Source organism: Cellulomonas palmilytica (genome assembly GCF_021590045.1).
Lineage (GTDB): Bacteria > Actinomycetota > Actinomycetes > Actinomycetales > Cellulomonadaceae > Cellulomonas > Cellulomonas palmilytica.
Window position 1 is genome coordinate 2,520,898 of record NZ_CP062221.1, and the last position, 15,851, is coordinate 2,536,748.

A 15,851-nucleotide genomic window follows, 5' to 3' on the forward strand; every position below is an offset into this window, starting at 1 on the left:
CGTGGCCCCGAGGTGATGCCGCCGCGTGGGCCGCTGATGGTGAGATGAGCGCGTGGACCCGGAGCAGCTGACGCTCGAGGGCGTGCCCGCGCCGCGCGCACGCCGGCGTCCGCGCGCCGCCGCGCTCGAGGTGGCGGACGTGCTCCCGGTCGCCCGCGTGTGCGTCGACCTGCCGCCCGCGCACCTCGACCGGTCGTTCGAGTACCTCGTGCCCGCCGCGATGGCCGACGACGCCGTGCCCGGCACGCGCGTCAAGGTGCGGTTCGGCGGGCAGGACGTCGACGGGTACCTGCTCGAGCGTGTCGCCGACGCCGAGCACGAGGGGCGCCTGGTGCCGGTACGCCGGCTCGTGTCGCCCGAGCCCGTGCTCACGCCGCAGGTCGCACGCCTCGCGCGGGCGGTCGCCGACCGGTGGGCGGGCACGCTCGCCGACGTGCTGCGGCTCGCCGTGCCGCCGCGCCACGCGCGCGTCGAGGCGGAGCCGCAGGCCGCGGAGCCCGCCGTCGTCCCGCCGCCGTCGCCCGACGCGACGGCGTGGGCGGACTACCGCGGCGGGGCCGCGTTCGTGCAGCACGTGCGCGGCGGGGGAGCGCCCCGTGCGGTGTGGACCGCGCTGCCGGGCGGACCGGAGCAGGGGTGGCCCGCAGCGGTCGCGCAGGCCGTCGCCGCCGCCGTGCTGGGCGGCCGCGGCGCGCTCGTGGTCCTGCCCGACGGGCGCGACGTGGACCGGGCGCTCGACGCGCTCGCCGCCGCCGGTGTCCCGCGCTGGGAGGCGGGGGTCCGGGGCGGTGCCGTCCGGCTCACGGCCGAGGAGGGACCGGCCGCGCGCTACCGCGCGTTCCTCGCGGCCGTCCGGGGGCACGCGGACGTCGTCGTCGGGACGCGGGCGGCCGCGTTCGCGCCCGTGCGCGACCTGGGCCTGGCCGTCTGCTGGGACGACGGCGACTCGCTGCACGCCGAGCCGCGCGCGCCGTACCCGCACGTGCGCGAGGTCCTCGCGCTGCGCTCCGACCTCGAGGGCGCGGCGCTGCTCGTCGGCGCGCACGGGCGCACGGTCGAGGCCCAGGCGCTCGTCGCGTCCGGGTGGGCGCGCGACGTGAGTGCCGACCGTCCTCGCGTGCGTGCCCGGGCGCCGCGCGTGCAGGCGCTCACGTCCACCGAGCTCGCACGCGAAGGTGCCGCCGCGGCGGCACGCCTGCCGACACCCGCGTGGCGCACCATCCGGGACCGGCTCGCGGACGGGCCCGTGCTCGTCCAGGTGCCGCGCGCGGGCTACCTGCCCGCGGTGGCGTGCGGGCGGTGCCGCGCGTCCGCACGCTGCACGGCGTGCCACGGTCCGCTCGGGCTGCACCGCGCGGACGGCACCCCGACGTGCGGCTGGTGCGGGCGGATGGCGACCGACTGGCGGTGCGACGAGTGCGGGGCGTCCGCGCTGCGGTCGGTCCGCGTCGGCTCGGAGCGCACCGCCGAGGAGCTGGGGCGCGCGTTCCCGGGCGTGCCGGTCGTCGTGTCCGGGGCGCGCGCCGCGGCGGGCGTCGTCGCGCAGGTCGCCGACCGTCCGGCGCTCGTCGTCGCGACCCCGGGCGCCGAGCCCGTCGCACCCGCGGGCTACGCCGCCGCCGTGCTGCTCGACGCCGCGGTCTCGACGGCGGGCTCGTCGCTCGGCGTCCTGCCCGACGCCGTCCGGCGCTGGCTCGCGGCGGCCGCGCTCGTGCGGCCCGCGGGGGCGGGCGGCGTCGTTCTGCTGGTCGGTGACGCCGAGCCGCGCGCGTCGCAGGCGCTCGTGCGCTGGGACCCGGTGGGCCTCGCGGAGCGCGAGCTCGACGAGCGCGGCGAGCTCGGGCTCCCGCCGAGCGTGCGGATCGCGTCCGTCACGGGCACCCGCGAGGCGGTCACCGCCGTCGTGCAACGCGTCCGTGCCGCGACCCTGCCGACACCGCTCGACGTGCTCGGGCCCGTGCCGGTCCCGGGCGCCGAGCGAGGCGCGTTCGAGCCGGACGTGCGCACGCTGCTGCGCGTGCCGCGCGTGGGCGGTGCCGCGCTCGCGACCGCGGTCGCGGCGTCGCTCGCGGTGCGGTCCGCGAAGCGCGAGGGCGGCACCGTGCGCGTCCAGCTCGACCCGTCGGACCTCGGCTGACGGTCGCGGGACCGCACGCGACCGACCCGGTCTCGGGGCCTGCCCCGGAGCCGGTGCGGCCCCGACCCCCGCGCGCTCCTAGGATCGAGCCCATGCGTCTGCTGTTCGCCGGTACCCCGTCGCCCGCGCTGGCGAGCCTCGAGGCCCTCCTCGCGTCACGTCACGAGGTCGTGGCCGTCCTCACGCGCCCCGACGCGCGCTCGGGCCGCGGGCGGTCGCTCGCCCCGAGCCCCGTCAAGGAGCGCGCGCTCGAGGCGGGCATCCCCGTTCTCACGCCGCGCACGCTGCGCGACGACGCGGTGGTCGAGGAGATCCGCGCGCTCGGCGTCGACGCCGCGCCCGTCGTCGCGTACGGCAACCTCGTGCCCGCGTCGCTGCTCGCGGTGCCCACGCACGGCTGGGTCAACCTGCACTTCTCGGTGCTGCCCGCCTGGCGCGGGGCGGCACCCGTCCAGCACGCGATCATGGCGGGCGACGAGGTCACGGGCGCCACGACGTTCCTGCTGGAGGAAGGGCTGGACACCGGACCCGTGCTCGGCACGCTCACCGAGACCATCCGACCGCGCGACACGGCGGGCGACCTGCTCGACCGCCTCGCGGTCGCCGGCGCGACGCTCCTGGTGCGCACGCTCGACGCGCTCGAGGACGGGCACCTCACGCCCGTCGCGCAGCCGCTCGACGGCATCAGCCACGCGCCGAAGGTCGAGGTCGAGGACGCGCGCGTGCGGTGGGGCGCGCCCGCGCACGTCGTCGACCGCCGCATCCGCGGCTGCACGCCGGCGCCCGGAGCCTGGACGACGCTGCCGGACGGGACGCGTCTGGGACTCGGACCGGTCACGCAGGTCGCGGACGTGAGCGACCTCGCGCCGGGCGAGGTGCGCGCGGGCAAGCGCGAGGTGCTCGTCGGGACTGCGGGGCACGCCGTGCGGCTCGGCGAGGTGACGCCTCCCGGCAAGCGCGCGATGCCCGCGGCGGACTGGGCACGCGGCGCGCGCCTTGCGGAGGGCACGGTGCTCGGCACGGATCTCGGCACGGACCTCGGCACGGATCTCGGCACGGATCTCGGCACGGTCCCGGGCGCGGGCGTCGGCACGGCCGGCGGTGCCGCATGAGTCCGCACGAGCACGGCGGGAGCCACCCGCGGCGCGGCCAGGGCGGTGGGCCGGGTCGGTCCGGCTCCGGTCGTCCCGGCTCCGGTCGTCCGGGTTCCGGCGAGCGTGGTTCCGGCGAGCGGGGTTCCGACGAGCGTCGGGACGCACGCGGGCGGCAGCGCGGCGCGGCGCGTGTCGAGGGACGCGGGCAGCGCTCCGCGCAGGTACCGTCGCAGCGCGCGCGGACGGCCGACGTCGCGCGCGCGACGGCGTACGACGTGCTGCGCGCGGTCGACGAGGGCGACTCGTACGCCAACCTCGTCCTGCCGCCGCTGCTGCGCGAGCGCGGCGTGCGCGGCCGGGACGCGGCGTTCGCGACCGAGCTGACGTACGGGACGCTGCGCCTGCGCGGGCGGTACGACGCGGTGGTCGAGCAGGCGGCGGGCCGTGAGGTCACGCGCATCGACCCGCCCGTGCTCGACCTGCTGCGCCTGGGCGCGCACCAGCTGCTCGGCATGCGCGTGCCGGCGCACGCGGCGGTCTCGCAGACCGTCGGCCTCGCGCGCGAGCGCGTCGGGGCGGGCGCGTCGCAGTTCGTCAACGCCGTGCTTCGCGCGGTCGCGCGCGACGAGCTGGACGCGTGGCTGACGCTGATCGGTGACGCGGCGGACCCGCAGGAGTCCGACGCGGTCGCGCGGCTCGCGGTCACGCAGAGCCACCCCGAGTGGGTCGTGCGGGCGCTGCGCGAGGCCTTGGTGGGCGACGGCCGGGCGCCGGACGACGTCGCGGACCTGCTCGCCGCGGACAACGCGGCGCCACGCGTCGCGCTCGTCGCGCGGCCGGGCCTGGTGACGCCCGAGGAGCTGCGCGAGCAGGCGGGCGCCGAGGCCGTGCCGGGCCGCGTCTCGCCCGTCGCGGTGCTCCCGGGCGGCGGCGACCCCGCGGGTGTCGACGCGGTGCGCACGGGACGCGCGGGCGTGCAGGACGAGGGCAGCCAGCTCGTCGCGCTGGCCCTCGCGGCGGCACCGCTGGACGGCCGTGACGAGCGCTGGCTCGACCTGTGCGCGGGTCCCGGCGGCAAGGCCGCGCTCCTGGCCGCGCTCGCCGCGCAGCGTGGCGCGCGGCTCGTCGCGAACGAGGTCCAGCCGCACCGCGCCCGACTCGTCGAGCAGTCCCTGCGGGCGGTCGCGACGAGCGCGGTCGAGGCGGTGCGGACGGGCGACGGGCGCGAGGTGGGGGCGACCGAGCCGGGCGCGTACGACCGTGTGATGGTCGACGCGCCGTGCACGGGCCTCGGCGCGCTGCGACGCCGCCCGGAGTCGCGGTGGCGGCGCACGCCCGCGGACCTCGTGGGCCTGGCGGCGCTGCAGCGCGAGCTCCTGGGCTCGGCGCTGCGCGCGGTGCGGCCCGGCGGCGTGGTCGCGTACGTGACGTGCTCCCCGCACCTCGCGGAGACGCGCCTGGTGGTGACGGACGCGGTGCGCGCCGCGGCCAAGGTGGGGATCGTGGTCGAGACGCTCGACGCGCGGGCCGTGGCGCGCGACGTCGCGGCGGGGCCGCTCGACCTCGTCGGCGACCGGCTCGACCTGCAGCTGTGGCCGCACGTGCACGGCACCGACGCGATGCACCTGACGCTGCTGCGGCGGCGCTGACCCCGCGGGACGTGGGGTGCCACGCCGGGTCGGCGACCTGCCGAGACGCCCCGGCGCGGTCACCGCGTCGCCTGGCTAGGCTGACCGCGTGCCCGCCAAGATCGCGCCCAGCATCCTGTCCGCCGACTTCGTCAACCTCGAGCGCGAGCTCGGTCGCATCGCCAACGCGGACCTCGTGCACGTCGACGTCATGGACAACCACTTCGTGCCGAACCTGACGCTCGGCCTGCCCGTGGTGCGGCGTATCGCCGAGATCTCGCCGGTGCCGGTGGACGTCCACCTCATGATCGAGGACGCCGACCGGTGGGCGCCGGAGTTCGCGCGCGCGGGCGCCGCGTCGGTGACGTTCCACGCCGAGGCGACGCAGGCCCCCGTGCGGCTCGCACGCGAGCTGCGCGCGCTCGGGGCGCGCGCGGGCGTCGCGCTGCGGCCCGCGTCGCCCGTGGAGCCGTTCCTCGACCTGCTGTCCGAGCTCGACATGGTGCTCGTCATGACGGTCGAGCCGGGGTTCGGCGGGCAGTCGTTCATCGAGGGCACGCTGCCGAAGATCCGCCGTACGCGGCAGGCGATCACCGAGGCGGGCACGGACACGTGGCTGCAGGTCGACGGCGGGATCTCGCGAGAGACGATCGCGCGCGTCGCGCAGGCCGGGGCCGACGTGTTCGTCGCCGGCTCGGCGGTGTACGGCGCCGACGACGTCGCGGGCGAGATCGACGCGCTGCGTGGTCTCGCGTCCACGATCTGGGCCTGACGCGCTCGTCGTCCGACGCACCCCGCCGGGTGTGGCATCATCCAGACAAGGCCACGGCGTCCGTCGCGGCCGAGTACACGTGCTCCGGGGTCGGTGAAAGTCCGAGCCGGCGGTGACAGTCCGCGACCCGCTGAGGGCGACGAGAGTCGTCCGAGGCGGTTGACCTGGTGGAACTCCAGGACCGACGGTGAAAGTCCGGATGGGAGGAAGTACGTGGCGGCGCGCCCGGTGGCGTGCCGTTGACGCGTGGTGCTCTCCCACGCGCACCCCCGGAGCCCGCACGGGCCGGGAGGTGGACATGACGAGCACAGGCGACGAGCGCGCGGCGATGACGCGCGCGTTCGAGCTCGCGCGGCGCGGCCCCGAGCACGACCCGAACCCCCGCGTCGGCTGCGTCCTGCTGCGGCCCGACCCGTCGGGCACCGGCGCGGCGACCGTGGGCGAGGGCTGGCACCGCGGCGCGGGCACGCCGCATGCCGAGGTCGCGGCCCTCGCCGACGCGGTCGCGCGCGGCGAGGACACGCGCGGCGTCACCGCGGTCGTCACGCTCGAGCCCTGCTCGCACACCGGCCGCACGGGCCCGTGCACCGAGGCGCTGCTCGCGGCGGGCGTCGCGCGCATCGTCGTCGCGGTGCGGGACCCCAACCCCGTCGCGGCGGGCGGCGTCGAGATCCTGCGCGCGGCGGGCGTCGACGTCGTCACGGACGTGCTGGCCGACGAGGGGCGCGCGCTGCTGGGCTCGTGGCTGCCGTCGGTGGGCGCCGACCGACCGTTCGTCACGCTCAAGACCGCCACCACGCTCGACGGCCGGATCGCCGCTGCGGACGGGTCGAGCCGGTGGATCACGTCGTCCGTGGCGCGTCGCCACGCGCACGAGCTGCGGGCCCAGGTCGACGCGATCGTCGTCGGCACGGGCACCGCGCTGCGCGACGACCCCTCGCTCACGGCCCGCACCGCGGACGGAGCCCTCGCCGCAACCCAGCCGTTGCGCGTCGTGGTCGGGCACCGCGACGTCCCGCCGGGCGCGCGTCTGCACGGCCCCGGCGGCGCACTCGTCCAGGTGCGCACGCACGACCCCGCCCAGGTGCTGCGCGAGCTCGCGTGGCGCGGCGCCCGGCGCGTGCTCGTCGAGGGCGGTCCGACGCTCGCCGCCGCGTTCCTGCGCGCGGGCCTCGTCGACGAGGTGCACGCGTACGTCGCACCCGTCCTGCTGGGTGCCGGGCCGTCCGCCGTCGGCGACCTCGGCATCACGTCCATCGCCGCAGCCGTGCGGCTCGAGCCGGTCAGCGTGCTGCCGCTCGGGCCGGACGTGCTCGTCGTCGCCACACCCCTGCGGGAGGTCTGACATGTTCACCGGGATCGTCGAGGAGCTGGGCTCCGTCGTCGCCGTCGAGGACCGCGGGCAGGACGCCCGCCTGGTCGTGCGGGGGCCGCTCGTCGTGTCCGACGCGCACCGGGGCGACTCGATCGCCGTCGACGGCGTGTGTCTCACGGTGAGCGAGCTGCCGGGGGACGGGACGTTCGCCGCCGACGTCATGCCGGAGTCGTTGCGGCGCACCGCGCTCGGCACGCTGCGGGCGGGTGCACCGGTCAACCTCGAGCGCGCGCTGGCCGTCGGCGGGCGGTACGGCGGGCACGTCGTGCAGGGGCACGTCGACGGCGTCGGCGCCGTGCTGCGGCGCGATCCGGGGGAGCGGTGGGACGAGGTCGAGATCGGCCTGCCGGGCGAGCTCGCGCGGTACGTCGCCGAGAAGGGCTCGATCGCGGTGTCGGGCGTCTCCTTGACCGTGACGCACGTCGGCGACGAGTCGTTCGGGGTCTCGCTCATCCCGACGACGCTCGCGCACACGACCCTGGGCACGCTCGTCGTGGGCTCGCCCGTGAACCTGGAGGTGGACGTGCTCGCGAAGTACGCCGAGCGGCTGCTGACGGCGGTGGCGCGATGACCGACGTCGTGACGGGCACCGTCGAGGACGCGCTCGAGGCGCTGCGGCGGGGCCGCCCCGTGCTGGTCGCGGACTCGCCCGACCGCGAGAACGAGGCCGACGTCATCCTGGCCGCCGAGTCCGCGACACCCGAGTGGGTGGCCTGGACCATCCGCCACTCGTCGGGCTACCTGTGCGCGCCGATGCCCGCGAGCCGCGCCGACGCGCTCGACCTGCCGCTCATGGTCCCGCACAGCCAGGACCCGCGTCGCACCGCCTACACCGTGACGGTCGACGCCGCGACGGGCGTGACCACCGGGATCTCGGCCGCGGACCGCGCCCGGACGCTGCGCGTCCTGGCGGACCCCGCGAGCGGGCCCGTCGACCTCATCCGGCCCGGGCACGTGCTCCCGCTGCGCGCGGTGCCCGGCGGCGTGCTGCACCGCGCGGGGCACACCGAGGCGGCCGTCGACCTGTGCCGGCTCGCGGGCCTGCGGCCCGTGGGCGCGATCGCCGAGCTCGTGAACGACGACGGCACGATGGTCCGGCTCACGCAGGCGTCCCGGATCGCGCAGGACGAGGGCCTCGTGCTGCTGACGATCGCGGACCTGGTCGCGTGGCGGCGCGAGCACGACGACACCGTCGAGCCGCCCACCGCCGGCGACGGACGCCCGCGCGTGCACGCGACGCACACCGCGTACCTGCCGACCAGGCACGGCGACTTCCGCATCCACGGCTTCCGCGACCTGCGTACGGGCGACGAGCACGTCGCGCTCGTGCCGACGCGCGGCCTCGCCGCGGTGCCCGTCGTGCGCGTGCACTCGGAGTGCCTCACGGGAGACGCGTTCGGCTCGGCGCGCTGCGACTGCGGTCCGCAGCTCGACGCCGCGCTGCGGCTCGCCGCCGAGCAGGGCGGCGCCGTCGTGTACCTGCGCGGGCACGAGGGCCGGGGGATCGGGCTGCTCGCCAAGGTCGCGGCGTACGCGCTGCAGGACGAGGGCCGCGACACGGTCGAGGCGAACCTCGACCTCGGCTGGCCCGCCGACCGGCGCGAGTACGGCGCCGCGGCCGCGATCCTGCGCGACCTCGGCGTCGACCGCGTCCAGCTCCTGACGAACAACCCCGCCAAGGTCGCGGGGCTGCGCGCGCACGGGGTGGACGTGGTCGAGGTGCGCGGCCTCGAGGTGGGCCGCACGCCCCAGAACGAGGAGTACCTGCGCACCAAGGCGCGCTCGATGGGGCACCTGCTGCACCTCGACGACCCGGCCGACGTGCGCGAGCCGATCCCGGTCAACCCGGTGCACGCGGCACCCGCGACCCCCGGTGCGGACCGCACCGACCACACCTACGCACCCCTGGAGGAGCTCGCATGAGCGGCGCCGGAGCACCCAGCATCACCGTCGACGGGACCGGCCTGCGCGTCGTCGTCGTCGCGGCCTCGTGGCACCAGGTCGTCATGGACGGCCTGATCGACGGCGCGGTGCGCGCGCTGGCCGAGGCGCACGTCGAGAACCTCACGGTCGTGCGCGTGCCGGGCACGTTCGAGCTACCCGTCGCGGCGGCCGTCGCGGCGCGCGGCGGCGCGGACGCCGTGGTCGCGCTCGGCGTCGTGATCCGGGGTGGGACCCCGCACTTCGAGTACGTGTGCGCGGGCGCGACGAACGGCCTGACGGACGTCGCGGTGACCACGGGCGTGCCCGTCGGGTTCGGCGTCCTGACGTGCGACGACGAGCAGCAGGCGCTCGACCGTGCCGGGCTGCCCGGCTCGAGCGAGGACAAGGGCTACGAGGCGGCGCAGGCCGCGGTCGCCACGGTGGCCGCGCTGCGCGGGCTGGGTCCCGCGTGACCGGACCGCTCGGCTGGCTGTTCGACGCGACCGTGACGGTCGCGGGCCACGACATCCTCTGGCGGGAGGTCGTCGGGAACCTGTTCGGCCTCGCGTCCGCCGTCGGTGGGCTGCGCCGGCGGGTGTGGGCGTGGCCGGTCGGGATCGTCGGCAACGTCCTGCTGTTCACGGTCTTCCTCGGTGCCGTGTTCGGCACGCCGCAGGACCGGGACCTGTACGGGCAGGCCGGGCGGCAGGTGTTCTTCGTCGTCGTGTCGGTGTACGGCTGGGTGCGCTGGAGCCGGACGCGCCGCGACGCGCGTGCCTCCGGAGTCCCCGACGCGCCCGCCGTCGAGCCACGATGGGCGGGACTGCGCGGGTGGGCGGTGCTCGGCCCCGCAGCGGTCGTCGGGACGGTGGGGTTCGCCTGGGTGTTCCGCGAGCTCGGCTCGTGGGGTCCGTGGGCCGACGCCTGGATCTTCACCGGCTCGCTGCTCGCGACGTACGGCATGGCGCGCGGGTACATCGAGTTCTGGCTCATCTGGATCGCGGTGGACATCGTCGGCGTCCCGCTCCTGCTCTCGGCGGGCTACTACCCGTCCGCCGTCCTGTACCTGGTCTACGGCGGCGTCGTCACCTACGGGTTCGTCGTGTGGTGGCGCGCGCGGCGCGTCGGACCGGCGCTGCAGGTCCGGGCGGACGCGGTGACGGGGCCGGTGACGGACGCGGCGACCGTCCCAGCCGCCGAACCTGCGACGAGCGCCCTGGGCGCAACGTCTACCCTTGGGCGACGTGAAGACGTTTGAGTCGCTGTTCGCCGAGCTGTCCGAGAAGGCGGTGACCAGGCCCGCGGGCTCGGGCACGGTCGCCGAGCTGGACGCCGGCGTGCACGCGATCGGCAAGAAGATCGTCGAGGAGGCGGCCGAGGTCTGGATGGCCGCGGAGCACGAGGGTGACGAGCGCACGGCCGAGGAGATCTCGCAGCTCCTCTACCACCTGCAGGTGCTCATGGTGGCGCGCGGGCTCACGCTCGACGACGTCTACGCGCACCTGTAGAGCGCGCCCCCGCCCGTCGTCACCCCTGACCCGAAGGAACCCCCCGTGCTGCGCATCGCCGTCCCCAACAAGGGCTCGCTGTCCGAGCCCGCCGTCGAGATGCTGCGGGAGGCGGGCTACCGCCAGCGCCGCGACTCGCGCGAGCTCGTCCTGCCCGACCCGGACAACGACGTCGAGTTCTTCTTCCTGCGGCCGCGCGACATCGCGGTCTACGTGGGGGCGGGGACCGTCGACGTCGGCATCACCGGTCGTGACCTGCTGCTCGACTCCGAGTCCGCCGCGGTCGAGCACCTGGGGCTCGGCTTCGCGCGCTCGACGTTCCGGTTCGCGACGACCGCGGGCGCGATGAGCGACATCGCACAGATCGCCGGCAAGCGCGTCGCCACGTCCTACCCGGTGCTCGTGCGCAGCACGCTCGCCCAGCGGGGTGTGGAGCCCGCGGGCGTCGTGCGCCTGGACGGCGCGGTCGAGTCCGCGATCCGCCTGGGCGTCGCGGACGTCATCGCGGACGTCGTCGAGACCGGCTCGACGCTGCGGGCCGCCGGGCTCGAGGTGTTCGGCGAGGCCCTGCTGCACTCCGAGGCCGTCCTCGCGCGCCGCTCGGACGTCGAGGCGCCCGAGGGGCTCGACGTGCTCACGCGTCGCCTGCAGGGTGTGCTCACCGCGCGCCAGTACGTCCTCATGGACTACGACTGCCCGATCGACCTCGTCGAGCAGGCCGTCGCGATCACGCCCGGCCTCGAGTCGCCGACCGTCTCGCCGCTGCACAACCGCGAGTGGGCCGCCGTGCGCGCGATGGTGCGCCGCGACCAGACGAACCGCGTGATGGACCAGCTCTACGACCTGGGTGCGCGCGCCATCCTCGTCACGTCGATCCACGCCTGCAGGCTCTAGTGGACCTGACCCCGTTCCGGCCCCGGCTCGCGCGGCTCGCGTCGCTGGGGCTCGCGGGTGTCGTGGTGGTCGCCACCGTCGTGCTCGTCGTGCTCATGCCCGGTCTGACGTCGCTCGACGTCGCGAGCTTCGCGCTGTTCGCCCTCGCGATCGTCTGGTTCTGCTGGCGGCAGGCGTCCGTGGCGGCGGTGCCCGACGAGAACGGGATCACGGTCCGCAACCTGCTCGTCACCACGCGGCTGACGTGGGCGCAGGTCGTGGCGGTGCGGTTCGGCGACAGCCCGTGGGTCCAGCTCGACCTCGCGGACGGCGACACGCTCGCGGTCATGGGCATCCAGCGCGCCGACGGCGAGCGTGCGCAGGCCGAGGCGCGCCGGCTGTCGACACTCGTCGCCGCACGGACGCGGACCGACCGGGACGACTGAGCGCCGACGACGACGCCGCGCGCCCCCGGCGCACGTCAGGGCAGCGTCGTCAGGGCAGCCTCGTCACAGCAGCGTCGTCGCGTGCACGCCCGCGGCGCCTGCCGCGAGGAACGCCGCGGGGTCCTGGTCCAGGCCGCGGCCCATGGTCGACAGGCGCACGGGTGACGTGGCGAGCGCACGGCGCAGCTCGTCGCCCGCCTCGACCTCGACCAGGCGGTGCCGCCCGACGGGCTCGACGAGCGAGGCGGCCTGGTGGCGCACGCGCTCCGCGAGCGGCCCGAGCACCTCGTCGGACGGGTCGAGCAGCGGCACGACGACGTCCGCGGGGCACAGCGCGACACGGCCGTACGCGGTCAGCGAGTGGTGCGAGATCCCGAGGTGCCGCTCGCGCGGGTCGGCGCCCGAGACGCGCAGCGACGCGACGGGCCGCCCACCGAGCACCGCGGCGGCGTTGACCGCCTCGCCCGCGGCGACGCCGGAGAAGCCCCAGCGCGTGCCGGTCCCGAGGTTGCCGGGGCCCTGCACGACGACCGCGAGGTCCGCACCCGCCACGTGCCGCGCGGCCAGCAGCGCGGTGTGCACCGAGACGGCCTCGAGGTCGCCCCCGAAGGCCTGCCCGGCCGTGATGCACGTCGAGATCCACCCCGCGTCGCGCAGGCCCGCGACGGCGCGCGAGAACCAGGCGGGCAGCGCGCCTCCGTCGGTCATGACGTACGCGACGCTCGGTGCCGGCCGACCGCGCCGCTCGGCCTCGAGCCGCGCGCCCGCGACGACCGCCGGCAGCGCGGAGTGCAGGTCGGCGACGACGACGGGGAGCTCCGCGAGGTCGTCGGCGTCGCGCATGGTCTCGTGGTGCTCGGACTCCTGGTCGTCGACCCCCAGCACCATGGCCTGCAGCGGCGTGTAGCGCGCCTTGACGAGGTGCCCGGGGGTGGGCGGCGGGTCGACGGGCTTGCCGTCGGCGGGCGCGATGACCAGGGCGTACCCGCCCGTCCCGAGCCCGCGCGCGAGTGCGGACACGTTGAGCCAGACGCGGCGTCCCGCCGCGACCTCGCCGACGAGCGCGGGGTAGGCGAGCGCCTTGACCCGGGCGGGCAGGGTGGGGTCCGCCCAGGGTTGGTCGAGGGCCACGGTGAGCTCGGTGGCCCCCTGCCACGACGTTCCGACCTGCTCGACGACACCGACGCGCCACGTGATCACGTCGGTAACGCTACCGGCCACTACGGTGGACCCGATGCCCAGTCCGATCGACCCCGCCGAGCGCCTGCTCAACCTCCTCATCGCCCTCGTGAACTCGCGCGGACGTATGACCAAGGAGCAGGTGCGTGCCTCCGTCGCCGGCTACGCCGACGCGCCGTCCGACGACGCCTTCGAGCGGATGTTCGAGCGCGACAAGGACACGCTGCGCGAGCTCGGCATCCCGCTCGTGACGGTCACCGACGCGGGGCACGGCGACGACATCGGCTACCGGATCGACCTCGACGCGTACGCGCTGCCGCCGATCGACCTCACGGCCGCCGAGCTCGGCGTGCTCACCCTCGCCGCGCAGACGTGGCAGGACCGCACGATGCGCGGCGACACGTCGCGCGCCCTGACCAAGCTGCGCGCGGTGGGGCAGGGGCCCGGTGCGACCGACCTCGTCGCGGGCCTCGCGCCGCGCGTGCGGTCGGGCGGGAGCGTGTTCGCGCCGCTGCTGGACGCCGCGCAGGCGCGCCAGCTCGTGCGGCTCACGTACCGCGCGGCGAGCACGGGCGAGGTGCGCGAGCGTCGCGTCGAGCCGTGGCAGCTCGTCGCGCGCCGTGGCGGCTGGGTGCTCGTCGGCTGGGACCAGGACCGGGAGGCGCCGCGCTCGTTCCGGCTGAGCCGCATCGAGGGCTCGATCCGTGCGCTCGGCGAGCCCGGGGCGTTCCCGCCGCCCGACCCCGAGGTCGTCGACCGGGCGCTCGCCGCGTGGCGCGCGGGCCCGCCGCGCGTCGCGACGCTCGCCGTCCTCCCCGAGCGCGCGGAGGCGACGCGCGTGCGTGCCGTCGCGCCGCCCGCCGACGCCGAGGACCGGGTGACCGACGCGCTCGTCGCACCCCTGCTGGCGGGCCGCGACGTCGTGCACGTCGAGTACCGCAACGCCTGGGAGCTGGCGGAGGAGCTCGTCGGGTACGGCGACGCGGTGCTCGTCATCGACCCGCCCGAGGTGCGCGGGCACGTGCTCAGCCTGCTGCGCCGCGCGGCCGCGCTCGCGTCGCAGGCCGACGAGGCCGGTGGGGACGGGCGGGTGCAGGACGACGTGCAGGACCTCGCGGTGGCCGACGGCGCGTCGGAGGTGCGTCGTGGCTGAGCGCGCGAGCGACCGCGTCGTGCGGCTGCTGGGCATGATCGCGTTCCTCGACCGGCACGAGGGTGCCTCGGTCGAGGAGCTCGCGCACCAGTTCGGCGTCTCGACGCAGCAGGTCATGGCCGACGTCGACACGCTCTGGGTCAGCGGGACGCCCGGCTACCTGCCCTACGACCTCATCGACTTCGACTTCTCGTCGTACGAGCGCGGCGTCGTGCGGCTCACCGAGTCGCGTGGCATGACCCGCCCGCTGCGGCTGTCCGCCCGCGAGGGCGTCGCGCTCGTCGCGGCGCTGCGTGCTCTCGACGCCGGGCTGGGCGGCGCTCTCGACGACGAGCGCGCGCAGGTCGTGCGCTCGGCGCTCGCCAAGCTGACCGCCGCAGTGGGTGACGCGGCCGGCACCGTGGACGTGTCGCTCACGCTCGCCGCCGCGCCCGCGGTGGCGTCCGCGCTCGCGACCGCGCTGCGGGAGGGCCGTCGCCTGCACGTGCGCTACGTCAACGCGGCCGACGTGGCCTCGGAGCGCGACGTCGACCCGATCCGGCTCGTGACGGACACCGACCGCTCCTACCTGCTCGGCTGGTGCTACGCGGTGGAGGGCGAGCGGCTGTTCCGCGTCGACCGGATCCTGTCCGCGCGTGTGCTGGACGTGCCCGCCGAGCACCACCCCGTGCCCCCGGGCGGGGGAGAGTTCGTCCCCGGCGACGACGGCGCGCTCGTGACGCTGCACCTGACGAGCCACGGCCGGTGGGTCGCGGAGAGCACGCCCGTGCAGGAGGTGCGCAACCTGCCCGACGGGTCGTTCGAGATCGACCTGCGCATCGTCAGCCCGGCCTGGCTGCGCCACCTGGTGCTGCAGGCCGCCGACGACGTGCTCGACGTGCGGCCCGCGTCGGTCGCCGCCGAGGTGGCGCGCGTCGCGCGTGCCGCGCTCGCCGCGTACGGCCCGCTCGCGGACCTGCCCGCTCCGGTCGGGGACCAGGGCCACGAGGGCGGTGCCTGACGTGTGGTTCGCGCTGTGGTCCGTGCTCGTCGTCGGGACGCTCGTCGGCGCGTTCTTCCTGGGGCGGCGCCTGTGGCGCTCGCTCGTGGCGCTCGGGCGCGAGCTCGCGCGGGCGGGTGAGGTGAGCGCCGAGCTCGCCGACCGGGCGGCCGAGCTCGCCGACCTGGCCGCGCAGCAGCGCGCGAGCACCGACCCCACGCTGTTCGCCGACCGCGACGAGCTGCGCGACGCCGTGCGGGGGCTGCGCCGCGAGCGGGCGGCACGGCGCGAGGAGCGCGCGCGCCGGCACGCCGAGACCGCGCGGGGCTGGCGCGCCTACTGGACCTGACCCGCCGGCCCGCGGGTGCGGGGACGACCCTGACCCGCCGACCGGGCCGGCGGACCTGGTCGCGCTGCGGCGGCGGTTAGGATCACGTGGTCGCGCATCGTCCGTCGAGGGGCTGTCATGGGTAGGAATGCACTGCAGGGCTGGCACATCGTCGTCCTGGTCGTGGTGATCCTGCTCCTGTTCGGAGCCAAGCGGCTGCCCGACCTGGCCAAGAGCGTCGGCCAGTCGATGAAGATCTTCAAGCGTGAGGTCAAGGACCTCACCACGGACGCGCCGGCGCCCGCGCCGCCCGCCTCGTCGTCGACCGCGCCCGCCGCGCCGCCCGTGACGCCGCCGGAGCCGCCCGTCGCGCAGCCGCCCACGACGCCCGGGCCGGCCGCCCCCACGCCGCAGGACCAGCCGGGCGAGAGCGGCCCGAGCACGTCCGCCTGAGGG

Annotated in this window: 17 protein-coding genes and 1 riboswitch; of the genes, 16 read left to right on the plus strand and 1 reads right to left on the minus strand. The window is 76.7% G+C overall.

Annotation, left to right across the window (positions count from 1 at the left end):
* Positions 1-52: 52 nt before the first annotated feature.
* From F1D97_RS11410 to F1D97_RS11465, 12 genes are all read left to right on the plus strand, one after another.
* Positions 53-2,137, plus strand: a complete 2,085-nt coding sequence (locus tag F1D97_RS11410; protein WP_236120627.1) for a primosomal protein N' — start codon at positions 53-55, stop codon at positions 2,135-2,137.
* Between the two features lie 92 nt (positions 2,138-2,229).
* Positions 2,230-3,249, plus strand: a complete 1,020-nt coding sequence (gene fmt, locus F1D97_RS11415; protein WP_236120628.1) for a methionyl-tRNA formyltransferase — start codon at positions 2,230-2,232, stop codon at positions 3,247-3,249.
* On the plus strand, positions 3,246-4,880 hold the full coding sequence (locus tag F1D97_RS11420; RefSeq protein ID WP_236120629.1) for an RsmB/NOP family class I SAM-dependent RNA methyltransferase: 1,635 nt from the start codon (positions 3,246-3,248) through the stop codon (positions 4,878-4,880). The genes fmt and F1D97_RS11420 overlap by 4 nt, the downstream gene beginning before the upstream one ends.
* Positions 4,881-4,968: 88 nt before the next feature.
* Positions 4,969-5,631, plus strand: a complete 663-nt coding sequence (rpe, locus tag F1D97_RS11425) for a ribulose-phosphate 3-epimerase (RefSeq protein WP_236120630.1) — start codon at positions 4,969-4,971, stop codon at positions 5,629-5,631.
* Between the two features lie 75 nt (positions 5,632-5,706).
* Positions 5,707-5,848, plus strand: a riboswitch (FMN riboswitch).
* A gap of 81 nt (positions 5,849-5,929) precedes the next feature.
* Positions 5,930-6,976: a bifunctional diaminohydroxyphosphoribosylaminopyrimidine deaminase/5-amino-6-(5-phosphoribosylamino)uracil reductase RibD gene (gene ribD / locus F1D97_RS11430; RefSeq protein ID WP_236120631.1), complete on the plus strand. Its 1,047-nt coding sequence runs from the start codon at positions 5,930-5,932 to the stop codon at positions 6,974-6,976.
* Position 6,977: 1 nt separating this feature from the next.
* Positions 6,978-7,577: a riboflavin synthase gene (locus tag F1D97_RS11435; RefSeq protein ID WP_236120632.1), complete on the plus strand. Its 600-nt coding sequence runs from the start codon at positions 6,978-6,980 to the stop codon at positions 7,575-7,577.
* Positions 7,574-8,929 (plus strand): 3,4-dihydroxy-2-butanone-4-phosphate synthase, encoded by a 1,356-nt coding sequence (gene ribB, locus F1D97_RS11440; RefSeq protein ID WP_236120633.1) that lies wholly within the window; start codon positions 7,574-7,576, stop codon positions 8,927-8,929. The genes F1D97_RS11435 and ribB overlap by 4 nt, the downstream gene beginning before the upstream one ends.
* Entirely contained in the window at positions 8,926-9,402 is a 477-nt protein-coding gene (gene ribH, locus F1D97_RS11445; protein ID WP_236120634.1) for a 6,7-dimethyl-8-ribityllumazine synthase, read from the plus strand. The genes ribB and ribH overlap by 4 nt, the downstream gene beginning before the upstream one ends.
* A complete protein-coding gene (gene pnuC / locus F1D97_RS11450) occupies positions 9,399-10,187 on the plus strand; it encodes a nicotinamide riboside transporter PnuC (protein WP_236120635.1) in 789 nt (262 codons plus the stop codon). Before ribH ends, pnuC begins: the two co-directional genes overlap by 4 nt.
* Positions 10,174-10,437, plus strand: a complete 264-nt coding sequence (locus F1D97_RS11455; protein ID WP_236120636.1) for a phosphoribosyl-ATP diphosphatase — start codon at positions 10,174-10,176, stop codon at positions 10,435-10,437. The genes pnuC and F1D97_RS11455 overlap by 14 nt, the downstream gene beginning before the upstream one ends.
* A 45-nt stretch (positions 10,438-10,482) precedes the next feature.
* Positions 10,483-11,331 (plus strand): ATP phosphoribosyltransferase, encoded by an 849-nt coding sequence (hisG, locus tag F1D97_RS11460; protein ID WP_236120637.1) that lies wholly within the window; start codon positions 10,483-10,485, stop codon positions 11,329-11,331.
* Entirely contained in the window at positions 11,331-11,756 is a 426-nt protein-coding gene (locus F1D97_RS11465) for a PH domain-containing protein (RefSeq protein ID WP_317618862.1), read from the plus strand. Before hisG ends, F1D97_RS11465 begins: the two co-directional genes overlap by 1 nt.
* 63 nt (positions 11,757-11,819) lie before the next feature.
* On the opposite strand, the gene F1D97_RS11470 is transcribed toward F1D97_RS11465, so the two are convergent.
* Complete coding sequence (locus F1D97_RS11470; protein WP_236120638.1) at positions 11,820-12,956, minus strand: DUF3866 family protein; 1,137 nt, start codon at positions 12,954-12,956, stop codon at positions 11,820-11,822.
* 34 nt (positions 12,957-12,990) lie between these two features.
* On the opposite strand from F1D97_RS11470, the gene F1D97_RS11475 reads away from it, so the two are divergent.
* The 4 genes from F1D97_RS11475 to tatA all read left to right on the plus strand — a co-directional run bounded on the left by F1D97_RS11475 (position 12,991) and on the right by tatA (position 15,848).
* Entirely contained in the window at positions 12,991-14,088 is a 1,098-nt protein-coding gene (locus F1D97_RS11475) for a helix-turn-helix transcriptional regulator (RefSeq protein WP_236120639.1), read from the plus strand.
* Positions 14,081-15,088, plus strand: coding sequence for a helix-turn-helix transcriptional regulator (locus F1D97_RS11480; protein WP_236120640.1), 1,008 nt, complete (start codon positions 14,081-14,083; stop codon positions 15,086-15,088). The genes F1D97_RS11475 and F1D97_RS11480 overlap by 8 nt, the downstream gene beginning before the upstream one ends.
* Positions 15,081-15,416, plus strand: coding sequence for a hypothetical protein (locus F1D97_RS11485; protein ID WP_236120641.1), 336 nt, complete (start codon positions 15,081-15,083; stop codon positions 15,414-15,416). The genes F1D97_RS11480 and F1D97_RS11485 overlap by 8 nt, the downstream gene beginning before the upstream one ends.
* A gap of 117 nt (positions 15,417-15,533) precedes the next feature.
* A complete protein-coding gene (tatA, locus tag F1D97_RS11490) occupies positions 15,534-15,848 on the plus strand; it encodes a Sec-independent protein translocase subunit TatA (protein ID WP_236120642.1) in 315 nt (104 codons plus the stop codon).
* The last annotated feature ends 3 nt before the right edge of the window (positions 15,849-15,851 follow it).